12 protein-coding genes are annotated in these 16,834 nt (G+C 72.3%); 4 read left to right on the top strand and 8 right to left on the bottom strand.

Translation table 11 applies throughout. From position 1 onward, the window contains the following. Window positions 1-47: 47 nt before the first annotated feature. From ABZ855_RS29810 to ABZ855_RS29830, 5 genes are read right to left on the bottom strand one after another with little or no spacing between them, the layout of a single operon-like run. Window positions 48-917 carry a biotin-dependent carboxyltransferase family protein gene (locus tag ABZ855_RS29810; RefSeq protein WP_360812025.1) on the bottom strand — a complete coding sequence of 290 codons (870 nt, stop codon included), beginning with the start codon at window positions 915-917 and terminating at the stop codon, window positions 48-50. Further along, window positions 914-1,531 carry an allophanate hydrolase subunit 1 gene (locus ABZ855_RS29815; RefSeq protein ID WP_360812087.1) on the bottom strand — a complete coding sequence of 206 codons (618 nt, stop codon included), beginning with the start codon at window positions 1,529-1,531 and terminating at the stop codon, window positions 914-916. Before ABZ855_RS29815 ends, ABZ855_RS29810 begins: the two co-directional genes overlap by 4 nt. A 32-nt stretch (window positions 1,532-1,563) precedes the next feature. After that, complete coding sequence (locus ABZ855_RS29820) at window positions 1,564-2,316, bottom strand: 5-oxoprolinase subunit PxpA (RefSeq protein WP_360812027.1); 753 nt, start codon at window positions 2,314-2,316, stop codon at window positions 1,564-1,566. Between the two features lie 25 nt (window positions 2,317-2,341). After that, on the bottom strand, window positions 2,342-3,163 hold the full coding sequence (locus ABZ855_RS29825; RefSeq protein ID WP_360812029.1) for a putative hydro-lyase: 822 nt from the start codon (window positions 3,161-3,163) through the stop codon (window positions 2,342-2,344). Next, a complete protein-coding gene (locus ABZ855_RS29830) occupies window positions 3,160-4,479 on the bottom strand; it encodes an MFS transporter (RefSeq protein ID WP_360812031.1) in 1,320 nt (439 codons plus the stop codon). The genes ABZ855_RS29825 and ABZ855_RS29830 overlap by 4 nt, the downstream gene beginning before the upstream one ends. Before the next feature lie 166 nt (window positions 4,480-4,645). On the opposite strand from ABZ855_RS29830, the gene ABZ855_RS29835 reads away from it, so the two are divergent. The 4 genes from ABZ855_RS29835 to ABZ855_RS29850 all read left to right on the top strand — a co-directional run bounded on the left by ABZ855_RS29835 (window position 4,646) and on the right by ABZ855_RS29850 (window position 12,814). Next, on the top strand, window positions 4,646-5,341 hold the full coding sequence (locus ABZ855_RS29835) for a GntR family transcriptional regulator (protein ID WP_360812033.1): 696 nt from the start codon (window positions 4,646-4,648) through the stop codon (window positions 5,339-5,341). Between the two features lie 122 nt (window positions 5,342-5,463). After that, a complete protein-coding gene (locus tag ABZ855_RS29840) occupies window positions 5,464-6,990 on the top strand; it encodes a hypothetical protein (RefSeq protein ID WP_360812035.1) in 1,527 nt (508 codons plus the stop codon). A gap of 118 nt (window positions 6,991-7,108) precedes the next feature. Then, a complete protein-coding gene (locus tag ABZ855_RS29845; protein WP_360812037.1) occupies window positions 7,109-7,990 on the top strand; it encodes a hypothetical protein in 882 nt (293 codons plus the stop codon). A gap of 54 nt (window positions 7,991-8,044) precedes the next feature. Then, on the top strand, window positions 8,045-12,814 hold the full coding sequence (locus ABZ855_RS29850) for a hypothetical protein (protein WP_360812039.1): 4,770 nt from the start codon (window positions 8,045-8,047) through the stop codon (window positions 12,812-12,814). 54 nt (window positions 12,815-12,868) lie between these two features. Here ABZ855_RS29850 and ABZ855_RS29855 read toward each other — a convergent pair whose 3' ends face one another. The 3 genes from ABZ855_RS29855 to ABZ855_RS29865 form a co-directional block, all read right to left on the bottom strand. Beyond that, complete coding sequence (locus ABZ855_RS29855) at window positions 12,869-14,440, bottom strand: amino acid permease (RefSeq protein WP_360812041.1); 1,572 nt, start codon at window positions 14,438-14,440, stop codon at window positions 12,869-12,871. Between the two features lie 88 nt (window positions 14,441-14,528). Further along, window positions 14,529-15,989, bottom strand: a complete 1,461-nt coding sequence (locus ABZ855_RS29860; protein WP_360812043.1) for an aldehyde dehydrogenase family protein — start codon at window positions 15,987-15,989, stop codon at window positions 14,529-14,531. Between the two features lie 165 nt (window positions 15,990-16,154). Next, complete coding sequence (locus ABZ855_RS29865; RefSeq protein ID WP_360812045.1) at window positions 16,155-16,736, bottom strand: hypothetical protein; 582 nt, start codon at window positions 16,734-16,736, stop codon at window positions 16,155-16,157. Window positions 16,737-16,834: the final 98 nt, after the last annotated feature.

Consider the following 16,834-nt stretch of genomic DNA (forward strand, 5'->3'; position numbering starts at 1 on the left):
CCATGACATGGTCGTGGCCCCTTTGCCGAGCTCACCAGGGCCCGGGCTCAGTGGCGCCGTACGGGCACGAACCTCACCGGGGTGCCCGGTGTCGCCTGGGCGGCGGCGCGCAGGTCGGGGGTGCGTACGACGGCGATCACCGGATAGCCCCCGGTGGTCGGATGGTCGGCCAGGAAGACCACCGGCCTGCCGTCCGGGGGCACCTGGACCGCGCCCAGGACCATGCCCTCGCTGGGGAGTTCGCCGGAAACGGCCCGCTCCAGGGAGGGGCCCTCCGTGCGCAGCCCGATGCGGTTGCTCGCGGAGGACACCCGGTACGTGGACGTGGTGAAGACGCGGAGCGCCGCCTCGGTGAACCAGCCGTCGCGCGGCCCCATGGTCACCCGGAGCACGAGTTCGGCCGGAGGCGCGGGCTGCGGAACGACGTCCACGCGTGCGTGCCCGCCGATCACCTGCCCCAGGGGCAGCACCATGCCGTCCGTCAGGGGCGGCGGCCCGAGGCCCGACAGCAGGTCGGTGGAGCGGCTGCCGAGCACCGGCTCGACGGCGAGTCCGCCGGACACGGCCACATAACCGCGTACGCCGGACAGGGCCGTCCCGATGTCCAGCAGCGCGCCGGCGGGCACCCGCACGGCGGCGCCCCAGGGCGCTGGGCGGCCGTCGACCGTGACGGGGCAGGGAGCGCCCCCGACCGCGACGGTGACCGCGCAACGGGGGCGCAGGGTGCAGCCGTTGAGGGTGGTCTCCAGGACGGCCGCCTTGGCGGGGTTGCCGACCAGCCGGTTGACGAGCGCGGCCGTGGGCGCGTCCAGGGCACCGGAACGGGGCACCCCGAGATGGGCGTACCCGGGACGCCCCAGGTCCTGCACGGTGGTCAGCGCCCCCGCCCGTACGACGAAGAGCGCGCGGTCCGTCATCGGTGGCCCACCGGGACGAAACGGACCCGGGTGCCCGGTGACAGCAGCGCGGCCGGTACGCGCGCGTGGTCCCACAGAACCGCGTCCGTGGTACCGATCAGCTGCCAGCCGCCCGGCGACGAACGCGGGTACACGCCCGTGTAGGGGCCCGCCAGTCCCACCGCACCGGCCGGGACGGATGTCCGCGGGGTGGCCCGGCGCGGTACGTCGTAACGCGCCGGGAGACCGGTGAGGTAGCCGAAGCCGGGCGCGAAACCGCAGAAGGCGACCCGGAACTCGGTGTCCGCGTGGATGCGCGCCACCGCCTCCTCGGACACGCCCCACAGGGCGGCGACGTCGGCGAGGTCCGGGCCGTCGTAGCGGACGCGGAGTTCGACGACCTCCTGGGGGAGGGGGAGCGCCGGGGGCACCTCGGAGGCGGTCAGTTCGGACGCCAGCCGGACGGGGTCGGTGAGGCCGTCGAGCAGGACCGTACGGGCGGCGGGGACGATCTCCCGTACGGTCAGGGTGCCTTCCGCGCGGCGGCGCAGCAGTTCCGCGTGCAGGGCCTGGGCCTGCTCGCCGGAGTCCACCTCGACCAGCAGCGCGTCGTCGCCGACGGGCAGTGCTCGCATGCCGCCCGTGTTGCCCGTCGCGTCCGTTTCACTCATACGAAGGCCTCCACGGCGACGCCCGACGCCTCGAGTGCCTGGCGGACCCGGCGGGCCAGGTCCACCGCGCCGGGCGTGTCGCCGTGGACGCACAGGGAGCGGGCGTTGATCGCGAGGGGGGTCCCGGAGAGCGCGGCGACCACTCCGGTCCTGGCGAGGGTCACGGAACGTGCCACGACGGCATCAGGGTCGGTCACCAGCGCCCCGGCCCGGCCACGCGGCACGAGGGTGCCCTCCTCCGTGTACGCGCGGTCCGCGAACGCCTCCGGGACGGCCGGGAGGCCCGCGGCGCCTGCCAGCTCCAGCAGACGCGAACCGGGCAGCCCGAGCACCTGCAAACCCTTGTCGGCCAGCAGCACGCCGTCGATCACCGCCGCAGCCTGCTCCGCGTCGTGCACGACGCGGTTGTAGAGCGCGCCGTGCGGCTTGACGTACGACACGCGCGTGCCCGCCGCGCGTGCGAAGACCTCCAGGGCGCCGATCTGGTAGGCCACCTCGGCCGCCAGTTCGTCGGGCGGCACGTCCATCGCGCGCCGCCCGAACCCCGCGAGGTCGTGGTAGGAGACCTGGGCGCCGATCCGTACGCCGCGTTCGGCCGCCAGTTCGCACACCCGGCGCATGGTGGCCGGGTCCCCGGCGTGGAAGCCGCAGGCCACGTTGGCGCTGGTGACGACGGACAGCAGCTGTTCGTCGTCGGTCAGCCGCCAGCGGCCGAAGCCCTCGCCGAGGTCGGCGTTCAGGTCGATCATCTTCCGGACTCCTGTCACGCTCCGGTCAGGCGACGCGGTACTGCTCGTCGCGGGTGTCGGTGAGGAACATCTGGCCCGGCGCGTGGGTGATGGCGAAAGGTGGGCGGGATGCCATCACCGCGGCCTGCGGGGTCACTCCGCAGGCCCAGAACACCGGGATGTCGTCCGGCGCGAGGTCCACCGCGTCGCCGAAGTCCGGGCGGCCGAGATCGTCGATGCCCAGCCCCGACGGATCGCCGCAGTGTACGGGGCTGCCGTGCACCGCCGGGAGCAGGCTGCTCTCCCGGATCGCGGCCGCCAGATGCCGCGGCGGCACCGGACGCATGGACACCACCAGGGGGCCGTGCAGCCGCCCGGCGGGACGGCATTTGCGGTCGGTCACATACATCGGGACGTTGCGGCCCTGCTCGATGTGCCGGATCGGTACGCCCGCCCCGGCGAGTGCCCATTCGAAGGTGAAGCTGCACCCGATGAGGAACGTCACCAGGTCGTCGCGCCAGTGGGCGAGCACGTCCGTGGGCTCCTCCACCAGCTCGCCGTCCCGCCAGACCCGGTAGCGCGGCAGGTCGGTGCGCAGGTCGGCGCCCTCGGCGAGGACGGTGGTCCACGAACCGGCGTCCGTGACGTCCAGGACCGGGCAGGGCTTCGGGTTGCGCTGGCAGAACAGCAGCATGTCGTACGCCCAGTCGGCGGGCACCGAGATCAGGTTGACCTGGGTGTGGCCGGCCGCGACGCCCGCCGTGGGGCCCGTCAGGCCCGTACGGAAGCGGGCGCGCGCGGATTTCGGGCTCCACGCGTGCGCGTGCTCGTCGACGAGGGTCACGGGGCGGTCTTCCGTACGGTTCACTGGAGTTCCTTTCCGCGGGTCTCCGGCAGCCCCAGCAGTGCCAGGGCGGCGATGCCGTAGCCGATCGCGCCGAAGACCAGCGCACCGCCCACGCCCCAACTGTCGGCCAGGAAACCGACCGTGGTGGGGAAGACGGCGCCGACGGCCCGGCCCGTGTTGTAGGTGAAGCCCTGTCCCGTGCCCCGTACCGCCGTCGGGTACAGCTCGCTGAGATAGGAGCCGAAGCCGCTGAAGATCGCCGACATGCAGAACCCGAGCGGGAAACCGAGTGCCAGGAGAAGGGTGTTGGAGCCGTCGGGGATGTTCGCGTAGGCGAGGATGCACAGCGCCGAGAGGACCGCGAACAACCATATGTTGCGTTTACGGCCCAGCCGGTCGGTGAGATATCCGCCGGTCAGGTACCCGATGAAGGCACCGGAGATCAGGAACGTGAGATAGGAACCGGTGCCGACCACCGACAGACCCCGTTCCGTCTTCAGATAGGTGGGCACCCAGGTCGCGAGGGTGTAGTAGCCGCCCTGGACACCGGTGGACAGCAGGGCAGCGAAGACCGTGGTGCGCAGCAGGCCCGGGGCCTCGGCCGTACCGGGCCGGAAGATCTCCGCGAACGATCCCTTCCTGGGGTTCCTCTCGCGTTCGGCGACCGCCTGGGGCGCGTCGTGCACCGAGCGGCGCACCCAGACGACCAGCAGCGCGGGCAGGGCGCCGGTCCAGAACATCACACGCCAGGCCAGATCGTCGTCGAGGAACGAGAAGACCGTGGTGTAGACGATCACGGCCAGTCCCCAGCCCACGGCCCAGGAACTCTGGATCGCCCCGAGCGTACGGCCGCGGTGCTTCGGGCTCGCGTACTCGGCCACCAGGATGGCGCCGACGGCCCACTCGCCGCCGAAGCCGAGGCCCTGGAGGGCGCGGAACACCAGCAGCGTCTCGTAGTTGGGCGCGAAGCCGCAGGCGACGGTGAAGACGGCGTACGTGATCACTGTGATCATCAGCGCCTTGACCCGGCCGATCCGGTCCGCGAGCACACCCGCTCCGGCGCCGCCGATCGCGGAGACGACCAGGGTGACCGTGGTGAACAGCCCGGTCTGGCCGCTGTTCAGGCCGAAGTACGCGGACAGCGCCACCATGCTCAGCGGCAGCGTGAAGTAGTCGTACGAGTCCAGGGCATAGCCGCCGAACGCGCCGCCGAAGGCGCGGCGGCCCCGCGGGCCCAGCGCCCGCAGCCAGGCGAACGCGCCTTCGTCGACGGTGGGTTCACCCGCGGCGGGACGGGTTTCGGTGGGCAGGGCTGGTGGCGGAGGGGGCGTGCTCATGGGCACCTCGCAGTTGAGGGACGGAGAGTGCTTGAGGAATGAGCGGTGCGGAAGAGGCCGGTACCGCGTGAATCCGACGGCGCCTGTCCAGCAAGGTAGAGGATCGTTGAACGATCCTTCAATACCCGTGTTGTTTCGTTCTCGTTTCTAGGATTGAATTCCGGGCATGGCAGAGCAGTTGACGGGACTGGCCGACGACCGCGCGCTCCTCGGTCGCACCAGTACCGCCGAGCGGGTTTCGGACATCCTCAGAAGCCGGATCGCCGACGGGTACTTCCCGCCCGGGACCCGGCTCTCCGAGGACAGCATCGGCGGAGCCCTCGGCGTCTCCCGCAACACCCTGCGCGAGGCGTTCAGGCTGCTCACGCACGAACGCCTCCTCGTCCACGAACTCAACAGGGGCGTCTTCGTGCGGGTCCTCGCGGTCGAGGACGTCGAGGACATCTACCGCACCCGCGCCCTCGTCGAGTGCGCCGTGGTCCGGGGCCTCGGAGAGCCGCCGTACGCCCTGGAAGACCTCGCGGCGGCTGTCGAGGAGGGCCAGCGGGCGGCCCGCGAGGGTGACTGGAAAGGGCTGGGGACGGCCAACATCCACTTCCACGGCCAACTCGTCGCGCTGGCCGGCAGCGCCCGCACCGACGAGCTGATGCGCAGCGTCTTCGCCGAACTGCGCCTCGCCTTCCACGTCGTGGACGACCCGCGACGCCTGCACGAGCCCTATCTCGCGCGCAACCAGCAGATACTGCGGGCCCTCCAGGCGGGCGACCGGGAGCGCGCCGAGGGGCTGCTTTCGGTCTATCTCGACGACTCGCTGAGGCGGGTCGTCGAGGTCTACCGGCGGCGCGTCGGCGAGGACGGCTAGCCGGCACCGGGCCCGGGACCTGCGGTGTCCCACCGGGCGCGAACGGCAGGGTGGCGGGGCGGGCGCGGGGCGCTTCTGAGTCGTTTGGGCCGTTGTCAGACCGAGGACCTAGTCTGTGCACCGTGACTTCGCCTGCATCGACGGACAGCGTTCCGCCCCAGCTCAGCGCGGGGCCGCGCCCCGCTCCGGGCCCGGCCGCCGACGAGGGACTGGCGCGGCGCCTGCGCGCGCTCGCCTGCACCGCCCCGCTCCACGACCTGGACGCGCGCAAGGCGAATCTCGCGGGCGAGTACTCGGTGTACGGCATGGCGGAGGTCGCCCTCGCGGCCATCGACCTGGTCACCCTGAACATGGACTTCGACACCGGCGCCGACCACGACCAGATCGTCGCCCGCCTCATCCCGCGCATCGCCGCCCAGGCCCCCCGGCGACCCGTCACCGAGCACGAGCGCGTCGCCCGCTGGGTCCTGGAGAACCTGATCAACGTCGGCAGCGTCGACCGCGGCTTCCGGGCCGTGTACGGCACGTTCGCACCGGACGGCACATATGTGCGCCGCGACTACGACTTCAAGCTGATCGAAGAGGTCCCGGGATACGGCGGAAGCGTCTACCTCCGTACGACGGACGAAGCGGTCAACGTCCTCGTCGGCGCCCTCGACACCGATGTCACCAGCGCCCAGATCGCCGCCGAGGTCAAGCTGGAGGTGCTGATCAGCCGGGGCCGGCTGGCCGACGCCCAACTCGCTGCCGAGCAGGCCCGCTACCGGACCGTGCAGTACTCCGAGACCCTGCGCAGGGCCCTGGACGCGACCCGGCGCAACGTGCGCGCGGTGGACTGGCTCCGAACCGTCCCCGACATGATCGCCGAGGCGCTCGACCACGTCGCCGACCGGTACCGCCATGAGAACGCGATCCTGACCAACATCCGCAAGGCCCGGGACGAGTCCGAGGACCCCGAGCAGAAGCGGCGTGCCGCCGAACTCGTCGACATCGTGAAGGACTGCATCCGCCGGCACACACAGCTCCAGTCCCGGCTGCTGGAGGCGGGCCCGCTGTTCCGCGCAGAGCAGGACCGACAGGCCTTCGCGACGCCGATGACGTCCTCGGGGATCGACCTGTACGGCCACCTGGTCGCCCCTGTGCTGCCGTTGCCCCTCGAGGGCGCGGTGCGGGTCACGGACGCGTTCTTCGCGCGAGGGACGGGACTTCGTACGCCGGTGGCGGTCCGGGTCGGCGACCTCGTGGACATACTGCTGACGCCGCCGGTGGAGCGGGAGCATCTCGGGGCGGAGATGCCGGAGCCGGATCTGATCGCCACGCCGGACGACAGCCGGTTCAGCGAGGAGCAGTTGGCGGCGGCGATGGAGTTGCTGGAGCTGCCGCCGGACGCGCCCCGGCGGTTGTCAGGGCTGCTGGCCGAGGCGCGGCTTCGGGATCCCGAGCTTCCCTATCTGGTGGCTCTGTTGGCCGTCCACGCGGCCAGCCCGCCGGTGGGGACCGCGTATCGGCAGGGCGAGGAAAAGCTGTTGTTCGCCGTTGACGACGGGACGGAGCTGGAGGATCCGGAGTTCGGGGGCGCGGATCTGATTGTGGGGATGGCGTTGCTGGATGCGGTGGGGATGGCTGCGGGGAGGTCGGAGGCGGCGTGATGTGGCTGAGGTTGTCGCCTGGGTGCGGGCTCGTTGTGGCTTGTCGCGCAGTTCCCCGCGCCCCTGTAAAGGCGCCTGTCCGCCCCCCCGTCTGCATGAACCGTGAGGAGCCTCAGCCGTGAACGAGTACGTCGACTTGAGTGAGCCGGAAGCAGCGGCTGCCCCGGCCACAGCTGCGGTGACTCCTGCGGACGCCGCCGACGCCGCTCGGCTGGTCGCCTTCGGGCTGCAGCCCAAGTTGCAGGCCGCCCGGGATCAGGAGTACGCCGAGTTGTTGCGGCGGTATCGCGAGGACCCGGCGTTCGCCCGGCTCGCCGATGCCGTGGCCGCCGGGCTGGGGCTCATCGTGCTGGAGGTGTCGCCGCGCGCGGGGATGGCCGTCACCGCCGCCGAGGATTCCGTGTTCGCCGTGCGGATGGGGGACTACGCCCGTCGTACGTCCGCCGACGGCTCGGACCGTTTCCTGCACGGGCTCGCCCATCTCGCCGTTGCCGCCATGGCGTTTCCGAGGCCCGAGGATCTCGCCGACGACGGTTACATCGGACGGGTCACCGTCAACGGGGTCGAGGCCTTCGTCCGGCAGGCCTGCCGACGGCTGGAGGAGCGGGCGGAGGCCCAGGGCGAGAACACCGATCCGGTCAGCGACGCCCCGGGGCTCGAGGCCGCCTGGCGGATCTGGATCAGGCGCAGTGCGACCGGAGCCACCAAGGACGCGCGGAGACCGGCCGGTTCGACGACCGGCATCGTCGGCAAGGCCGTCGTCTTCCTCACCGACTCCGGCTTCCTCCAGCGCACGGGCGACGACAACGGTGGTACGTACCGGACGACGGCCCGTTACCAGCTCCAGGTACGGGACATGGCCGGCAACTCCGCCATGGCCGAGCTGCTCGAGCTGGGGGTCGTGCCGGTCACCGACGGGACACCGACGCTGCTGCCCGCCGAGGACACCGACGACCTGGAGCTGGTGGCCGACGCCGGACTGCCGTTCCACCAGTCCTGACCGCCGCTCCGGCTCCGTTACCCGACTACCTGCTTACGACTACGAAAGTCCGCCATGTACGAGCTGTCCCGGGTCCGCCTCTACTCCATCGGTCCTGCCGGTGCGCGCTATGCCGACACCGTGCTTGACCTGCGGGGTGTCGGCCAGCCGGTGCCCGACCCCGCACCCACCCAGGCGGAGTTCTTCGAGGACGAGCCCGTCGGACCGCCGCGTCGGCCCGCGCCCGCGGGCGTGCTCTTCCTGGAGAACGGCGGCGGCAAGTCCGTACTCCTCAAGCTGATCTTCTCGGTGATGCTGCCCGGGCACCGCAACACACTCGGCGGCGCCAGTTCCGGTGTGCTGCGGAAGTTCCTGCTCGCCGACGACTGCGGGCATGTGGCCCTGGAGTGGCAGCACACGCTCACCGGTGAGCTGGTGGTGGTCGGCAAGGCGAGCGAGTGGCGGGGGCGGCAGGTCTCCAACGACCCGCGGAAGTTCGCCGAGGCCTGGTACTCCTTCCGGCCAGGCCCGGGGCTGAGCCTCGACAACCTTCCCGTCGCCGAGTCCACCGCCGTACGGCCGCCGGTCGAGGGAGCCTCCGGTGCCCAGGGGCGACGCCGGACGATGAAGGGCTTCCGGGACGCGATCACCGAGGCGGGCAAGGTCTACCCGCACCTCGAAGTGCACTGGGAGGAGATCCACGACCGCTGGAACGAGCATCTGGGCGAGCTGGGACTCGACCCGGAACTCTTCCGCTACCAGCGCGAGATGAACGCCGACGAGGGCGAGGCCGCCGGCCTCTTCGCGGTCAAGAAGGACTCCGACTTCACCGACCTGCTGCTGCGCGCGGTCACCGACACCCGGGACACGGACGGGCTCGCCGACCTGGTCGGCGGGTTCGGCAACAAGCTGGGGCGACGGTCCGAACTGATCGCCGAACGGGACTTCACCGCCGGATCCGTGGACCTGCTCGGCCGGATCGTCGAGGCCGCCGAAACGCGTTCCCGCGCGCGGGACATCCACGCGGGTGCGGAACGACGTACGCGCACACTCGCCCGGCGGCTGTCCGCGCGGGGCGTCCAGGAACGCGTCCGGGCCGGCGATCTCGCCCAGCGGGTCACCGCCGCCGCGTACACCGTCACCCATTCGGAGGGCGCGCGGGAGCGCAGCGCGCTGATCGCCGCCGAACTCGCCTACCGGCACGCCTCCCTGGCCCTCGCGGCGGCGGAGAAGACGGCGGCCGCGCAGAAGCGCGAACTCGCCGACGCGCGCACCATGCACTCCGCCTGGCAGGCCGCCGAGGTCGTCCTGCGCCACCGCGCCGCCGCCGACCGCTCCGCGCGCGTGGCCGTCGCCATCCGAGAGGCCGAGCGGGACGCGGCCCCGGCGCTCGCCGCCCGCGCCAAGGCCGCCGTCGACCTCGTACGGGCGCTGCACTCGGCGGCGGAAGGCGCGGAGGCCCTCGCCAACGAGGAGGAGGAGCGGTCCGCCGCCCTCCAGGAGATCGGCGAGGTCGCCCACCGGGACTCGACCGCCGCCGCGACCGAGGCACAACGCGCCCGCAGTGAGGTCGGGCATCTGCGGCAGCGGCTCAGCGAGGTCGAACAGGAGACGGCCGAGGCGGTACGCGCGGGCTGGCTCGACGACAGCGCCCCCGACGCGGATCCGGCCCGGGCCGCGCTCGCCGCCAGCGACGCCGAGAAGACTGCCGTGGAGGCCTGGGACACCGCCCGCGAGGCCTCCAGGCGGGCTTCCGAGCACGCCAGGGAAGCGGCGTCCGCCGAGTCCCGCGCGGAGCTGACGGCGGCCCGCGCCGCCGACGCCGCCACCGCGGCAGAACGCGCGTACGACGCCGAGCGGCGCACCGCCGAGGGCCTGGCGGCCGAGGAACGGCTCGCCGAACTGCTGAGTCTGCCGTCCACCGGCGGCGCGCGGCAGCGAGGCCGGACCGCGCTGCCGCACCAGCAAGGCGCGAGCGGGGCAGAAGGCCGCGACGGCAGGGCGCCGGGCGCGCGCGCCGGTGCCGACCCGGCTGACGGGACCGGTGGAGCGCAGGGGGCTGCAGCGCGTTCCGCCGGGAAGGGCGCGTCCGGGGCGGGTTCCGAGGGGCCCCTGACACCCGAGGAACTGGACCGCTTCGCCGACGAACTCCGCGAACTGCTCGACGACGGGGTCACCTCCGCCGAGCGGCAGCTCTTCGAGCTGCGGACCGCCGCGGCCGACGACGCCCGGATCCTCGGGGCGCTCGGTGACGGCGGCCTGCTGCCGCCCGGCCCCGACGTCCTGGCCACCGTCGAGTTCCTCGGCGAGCACGGCATCCCCGCACTGCCAGGCTGGCGCTATCTGGCCCAGGCCGTGGACCCCGCCGACCACGCGCGCGTACTGGCCGCCCGTCCCGAACTGGTCGACGGCGTCGTCATCACCGACCCCGGCACACACGCGCGTGCCCGCGAGGCCCTCGCCGACGCGGCCCTGCTGCCCCGCTCCGCGGTGGCGGTCGGTACGGCGGCCGCCCTGCTCGCCCCCACCCCGGCCCCGGGACCGGGCGACGGCGACGTGTTCCTCGTACCGCCGAACCCCGCCATGCACGACGAGCACGCCGCCGACGAGGAGCGGCAGGCGCTGCGGGCCCGGGCGGGCGAGCGGGAGGAGGAGATCCGCACGCTCGCGGCACGGCTCGGCAAGGACCGCGAACTGGCCGCGCGGCTCGCCTCCTGGCGTACGGGCTGTCCGGCGGGGCGGCTCGTCGAGCTGGCCGGGGCCGCGCACGACGCGCGTGCCTTCGCCGAGGAGGCCGAGGCCGAGCTGGCCGAGGCACGGACCGTGCGGGCCGAGGCCGACGAGGTGGCGAGCGAGGCGTCCGGCCTGCGTGACGAGCGGCAGGAGGCCGCCCAGCGGGCGCGCCGCGCCGCCGACGCACTCGCCGGACTGGCGTTCAGGCTGCGCGAACGCGCCGGCTGGCAGGTCAAGGTGCGTGAACTCGCCGACGAGGCGGTCGAGTCGGAGGCCCGCGCCCAGGTCTGCCTGGAGCGCGCCCGGTCCGCCGACGAGGACAGGCGCGCCGCCCAGCGCGCCGCCGACGACGCGCGCCGCACGGCCCGCGCCCTGCGCGCCGAGCGCGCGGAGATCGCGGGCGCCCCCGATGACGTACCGGCAGCCGACGAGGACGCCGCCAAGTCGTCGCTGCCCGCCCTCCGCGAGGCCTACCGGGCCGCGTCCCAGCTCTACGAGAAGGTCGGCGTCGGAGCCGACCTGCGGGCGGAGCAGGCGCGGTCCGAGAGCGACGAGAGCGCCGCACGCGCGGAGCTGGACCGGCTGAGCAACAAGGTGCGTACGCGCGCCGAACAGCTGCTGCAGTCCCCGGAGGGGTCCGACGGACCGTCCCGGCAGGCCGCCTCCGCGCGGGCCGAGGAACTGGTACAGCTCCTGGAGACCAGGGTGTCCACGGCCAGCGAGCAGCTCGGACGGCTGCGCGGCGAGGCCGAGCGGCACGCGCCCGAGGACGGCGAGGCACACACCGAGCTGGCCGAGGAGCTCGTCCCGCGCGACGCCGAGCAGGCCCAGGTCCTGCTGCGCACCGCCACCGCCGAACTCGCCTCCCGCAGCGAGGCGTTGACCCAGGCCAGGGAAGCGCACGCCGAACTCCTCGGCGCTCACCGGGCGGCCGAGGACGCGGCCTCCGGGTTCGACGAGATCGCCGCCATGCTCCGCGACCTGCTGCGCGAGCACGCCTCCGACGAGGAGCACGAAGCCCCGGAGCCCTACCCCGGCAGCCCGGAGGAAGCCCGGCAGTCGGCCGCCGAGGCCCGCCGCTCACTGCGCGGCTGCGCCGCCGACCTGTCCGCCGCCGAGGGCGCCGTGCGCGAGGCGAGCGACATCCTCGTACGGAATGCCAACTCCACGCGCTACGAGGCGGTGCGCACCCCCGCCCGGCAGCAGATCCGTGAACTGCCCGCGTCCGCGCTGCCCGAGCACGCCCAGAAGTGGGCGGACGCGTTCGCACCCCGGCTGCGGGTCCTGACCGACGAGTTGGCGCAGCTGGAACGCAACCGGGACTCGATCGTGGACCGGCTGCGCGGGCTGGTGGAGTCGGCGCTGGCCACCCTGCGGTCCGCGCAGCGGCTGTCCCGGCTGCCCGAGGGGCTCGGCGAGTGGTCCGGGCAGGAGTTCCTGCGCATCCGGTTCGAGGAGCCCGACCAGGCGACGCTCACCGAGCGGCTCGGCGAGGTCATCGACGAGGCGACCCGGGCCGCGGTGAAGAAGAACTCCGACCTGCGCCGGGACGGAATGTCCCTGCTCCTGAGGGGAGTCGGCGCCGCCCTCCAGCCCAAGGGCATCGCCGTCGAGATCCTCAAGCCCGACGCCGTACTGCGCGCCGAGCGCGTACCCGTCGGACAGATGGGCGATGTGTTCTCGGGCGGTCAGCTGCTCACCGCGGCCATCGCCCTGTACTGCACGATGGCCGCCCTGCGCAGCAACGACCGGGGCCGCGACAAGCACCGGCACGCCGGCACGCTCTTCCTCGACAACCCCATCGGGCGAGCCAACGCGACGTACCTGCTCGAACTCCAGCGAGCCGTGTCCGACGCGCTGGGCGTCCAACTCCTGTACACCACCGGCCTGTTCGACACGACCGCGCTCGCCGAGTTCCCCCTTGTCATCCGGCTCCGCAACGATGCCGACCTCCGCGCGGGCCTGAAGTACATCAGCGTGGAGGAACACCTCCGGCCGGGGCTGCCGCAGCAGGCCCCGGCCGGGGAGGGGGACGCGGTGCACAGTGAGATCACGGCGACGAGGATGTTCAAGCGGCCGGCGCCTGCCGTCCCCTCGGGGGCGACCCCGTAGGCGCGGCACGGTGAACGGCGGGGCGGTCGGCTGACGGCGCTGGACGCGTCTCCTTCAGTCGGCCGCGGGGGCGGCCAGGGGAGCGGTCGGCGCCGCCGGCGACTCCTCGAGACGGTGTCCGGCGAGCACGCCTGTCCGGTGGCGCTGGACGAACCAGTAGTAGGCGAAGCCGCCACCCGCGATGACCGCGACGAACAGCACGGCACCCCACTGGAGGTACCAGTGGAAGGGGGCGGTGGCGTTGTAGACGGAGGCGCGCGGCCAGATCAGGTTGATCGTCATGGCGGCGCCCCAGACCACGGCGCCGATGTTGACGAGCAGGCCCCAGCGGCCCAGCGAGAACTTGCCGTCGCCGGCCGGCTGCCATCTGCCGCGCAGCCGTGCCACCAGCATGGGTCCCGTGACGCCCAGATAGGCGAGGTAGATCATGATGATGCCGATACTGGTGACGACGGTGAAGATCTGCGGCTGGCGGATGTTGACCACCAGGATCGCCAGCGACAGGACCCCGACGATCACGGCGGGCAGCACCGGCGTCTGGAAGCGCGGGCTGACCTTGGCGAGCAGTGAGGCCGCGGGCAGGTTGTTGTCGCGGGCCATCGCGAAGGCCAGCCGGATCGCCGCCGTGTGAACGGCGAGCGCGCAGACGGTGACCGCGATCAGCACGCACCACAGCATCGCCTTGCCGGCCGTCGACCCGAGTACGTCGAGCACGATGTACTGCAGCCCGTCCGTGGACAGTTGTTCGCCCTTCAGGCTGGAGACGCTCATCAGGGCGAGGAGGAGGATCAGCCCGCCGAGGACGAAGGAGGCGACGATCGCCCGGATGATGGCACGCGGCGCGTTCCGTGACGGGTTCACGGACTCCTCGCCGAGCGAGGCGGCGGTGTCGAAGCCGTACATGACGTACGCGGACGCCAGCGAGGCCACCAGGAACGCGCCGAGGTAACCGGCGCCGTGACCCGTGCCCGTACCGTTCGTCTCCATGACCACCTGCGGACCGCGCGTGATGTGCACGGCGAACAGGACGATCAGGACGACTGTGGCGATCAGCTCGATGAAGACACCGGCCGTGTTGATGGTGGCCATCAGCTTGACGCCGAAGGCGTTCACCACGGTCGTGAACAGGATCAACACCGCTGCCAGGATGACCGCGTTGGTCGCCACGTCGTACTTGCCGGTGCCGTCCCCGACGATCTGGAAGACGTGGGAGATCTGCGGCAGCGTGAGCTGGTAGGCGAGGGCCACCGCCGAGATCGACACGATCGAGGCGATCAGCATCATCCAGCCGGCCAGCCAGCCCAGGTGTGGATTGCCGATCTTCTTGGACCAGTTGTAGACCGAGCCCGCCACGGGATAGCGGGCGGCCAGCTCCGCGAAACAGAGCGCGACCATGAACTGACCGGCGAACACCATCGGCCACGACCACCAGTAGGCGGGACCGCCGCTGCCGTAGCCGAAGTAGAACAGCTGGAAGGTGCCGGTCAGGATCGAGATGTAGCTGATCCCGGCCGCGAAGGTGTGGAAGTTGCCGAGGGTGCGCTTGAGCTCGGGTTTGTAACCGAACTCGGCGAGTTCGGCGTCGTCCGTGGGTTCTGGGCCTGTCGGTCGGTCGGTCGTTGCCATGAGCGGACTCCTGGTGAGCCGGGGGAGTGGGAGGGAGCGGCTCGGTGCGGACGTACGTGGTGGGCGGCGTACGAGGGGCCACGTAGGACTATGAGAACCAACCCTGCGGCGAAGGATCGGTGTTGCGCCAGATGTGCTTGGCCTCGCGGTACTCGGCGAGCCCCGAGGGCCCCAGTTCGCGGCCGAAACCGGACTGCTTGTAGCCGCCCCACTCCGCCTGGGGGACGTACGGGTGGTAGTCGTTGATCCACACCGTGCCGATCCGCAACCGGGCCGCGACCCGCTGCGCCTTGGCCTCGTCGGCGGTGAAGACGCCCCCGGCGAGCCCGTACACGGTGTCGTTGGCGAGCCGGACCGCCTCCGCCTCGTCCGCGAACCGCTCCACGGTGAGCACCGGACCGAACGACTCCTCCTGTACGACGCTCATCCGGGCGTCGCACTCGTCGAGCACCGTCGGCAGGTAGTAGAAACCGCCGTCCAGCCCCTCGGGACGAGCGCCGCCGCAGCGCAGCACCGCACCCTCGGCCAGGCCCTGGGCGACATACGCCTCGACCTTCGCCCGATGTGCCTCGGAGATCAGCGGACCGGTCTGCGCGTCCTCGTCGAACGGACCGCCGAGCCGGATCAGCCGGGCCCGCCGGACGACCTCGTCGACGAACCGGTCGTGCAGCGAGTCCTCCACCAAGAGCCGGGCCCCGGCCGAGCAGACCTGCCCGGAGTGCAGGAACACGGCGGTGAGCGCCATGTCGACGGCCGTGTCGAAGTCGGCGTCGGCGAAGACGATGTTGGGGTTCTTCCCGCCGAGTTCGAGCGCGACCTTCTTCACGGTGCCGGCCGCTGCGGCCATCAGACGACGGCCGGTGTGGAGTCCGCCCGTGAAGGAGACCAGGTCGACTTCCGGATGGTCGCCGAGCGGTGCCCCCGCCTCAGGACCGGCGCCGAGGACGAGGTTGGCCACGCCCGCCGGCAGTCCCGCCTCGGTCAGGAGCCGCATCAGATGGATCGCGGTGTGCGGGGTCAGCTCGCTCGGCTTGAGGACGAAGGTGTTGCCGGCCGCGAGTGCGGGGGCCACCTTCCAGGCGGTCTGGAGCAGGGGATAGTTCCACGGAGTGATCAGCGCGCAGACGCCGACCGGCTCGTACACGACCCGGCTGTCCACGCTCGGCGAGCCCGTGTCGACGACCCGCCCCGTCTCGGCGGCCGCGAGCCGGCCGAAGTACCGGAAGCAGTTGACGATGTCGTCGATGTCGTAGGCGCTCTCCACCAGGCGTTTTCCGGTGTCGAGGGACTCCGCGCGGGCCAACTCGTCCTTGTCGCGGACCATGAGGTCGGCGACGCGCAGCAGCAGGTCTCCGCGCTGCCCGGCCGGCGTACCCGGCCACGGGCCCTCGTCGAAGGCGCGTCGGGCGGCGGCGATGGCCTCCACCGTGTCCTTGGCGCTCGCCTCGTCGACGACCCCGACCACAGAGCCGTCGGCGGGACAGCGGATCTCCCGGGTGCGACCGTCGAGCGCGGATCTCCAGGTCCCGCCGATGAAGAGTTCGGGCATGTTCGTTCCTCCTGGTAAGCGCCGCACCGAAGGCACCCTCGCGACTGGGCGCCTCCCCGACCGACGGCGGTTTCATGCCGAATGTGATCTTCGACACGCCTGATGGAGGAAGGGCTTGGCCCACCCCGGGCCAGTCAACAGCCCTCAGGGGTGCGTCAACAGCCCTCAGGGGTGCGACAACTGCCCGGAACCGCCGCCCTGCCTGCGTATCCGCTCCTGGGTGCGGGCGACCGCCCGGGCCTGACGTCGGGCCTTGCGGCGCTCACGGCGCAGCGACCGCGCCGTGCTGCTCGGTACCGACACCACGCCGTTGCGCTGGTTCCAGACCTGCCGGGTGACCCACACGTCGAGCGCGGCCCAGGTGGCCACCACCGTGCTGGCCACGCTGCTGAGCAGCGTCGGGAAGGCCAGCCAGGAATGGGCCAGCGCCGACAGGAAGGCCACCATGGCCTGAATCAGCGTGACGGCGATGACGAGCACCGCACGTACGGCCGCCGTACGCACCGGATCCGGCAGCCGACGCCGACGCGCGGGCTCCTCCACCCACAGCTGCCGGTAAGCGGGCCGCGCCTCCGCCCCGGCCGGGGCCCGGAGTTGCTCCGCCGGAGCGAGGGGCGGCTCGATGCCACCCGTGCCCGTGCCCGTGCCCGTGTCCCGGCCAAAGCCGACCTTCTCGACGTCCCCCGGCGCCACCGAGGGCGCCACAACGCCGTTCCCCAGAACCTCGCGTCGTTCCGCCGTGCCCATCACGTGTCACTCCCCACCGCCCAGCAGACCGCCCGTCCCGGTGTCGGTGACACCGGCTTCCCCAGTGGCTGCCCGGCTTGCGCTCTTTTACGCCGCCT

The organism is Streptomyces sp. NPDC047042 (assembly GCF_040644035.1).
Taxonomy (GTDB): Bacteria; Actinomycetota; Actinomycetes; order Streptomycetales; family Streptomycetaceae; genus Streptomyces.

Coding starts and splice junctions, on each gene's coding strand:
- ABZ855_RS29835 (WP_360812033.1), top strand. CDS start 4,646: ATGGCAGAGCAGTTGACGGGACTGGCCGACGACCGCGCGCTCCTCGGT.
- ABZ855_RS29830 (WP_360812031.1), bottom strand. CDS start 4,479: ATGAGCACGCCCCCTCCGCCACCAGCCCTGCCCACCGAAACCCGTCCC.
- ABZ855_RS29820 (WP_360812027.1), bottom strand. CDS start 2,316: ATGATCGACCTGAACGCCGACCTCGGCGAGGGCTTCGGCCGCTGGCGG.
- ABZ855_RS29810 (WP_360812025.1), bottom strand. CDS start 917: ATGACGGACCGCGCGCTCTTCGTCGTACGGGCGGGGGCGCTGACCACC.
- ABZ855_RS29850 (WP_360812039.1), top strand. CDS start 8,045: ATGTACGAGCTGTCCCGGGTCCGCCTCTACTCCATCGGTCCTGCCGGT.
- ABZ855_RS29815 (WP_360812087.1), bottom strand. CDS start 1,531: ATGCGAGCACTGCCCGTCGGCGACGACGCGCTGCTGGTCGAGGTGGAC.
- ABZ855_RS29860 (WP_360812043.1), bottom strand. CDS start 15,989: ATGCCCGAACTCTTCATCGGCGGGACCTGGAGATCCGCGCTCGACGGT.
- ABZ855_RS29855 (WP_360812041.1), bottom strand. CDS start 14,440: ATGGCAACGACCGACCGACCGACAGGCCCAGAACCCACGGACGACGCC.
- ABZ855_RS29865 (WP_360812045.1), bottom strand. CDS start 16,736: ATGGGCACGGCGGAACGACGCGAGGTTCTGGGGAACGGCGTTGTGGCG.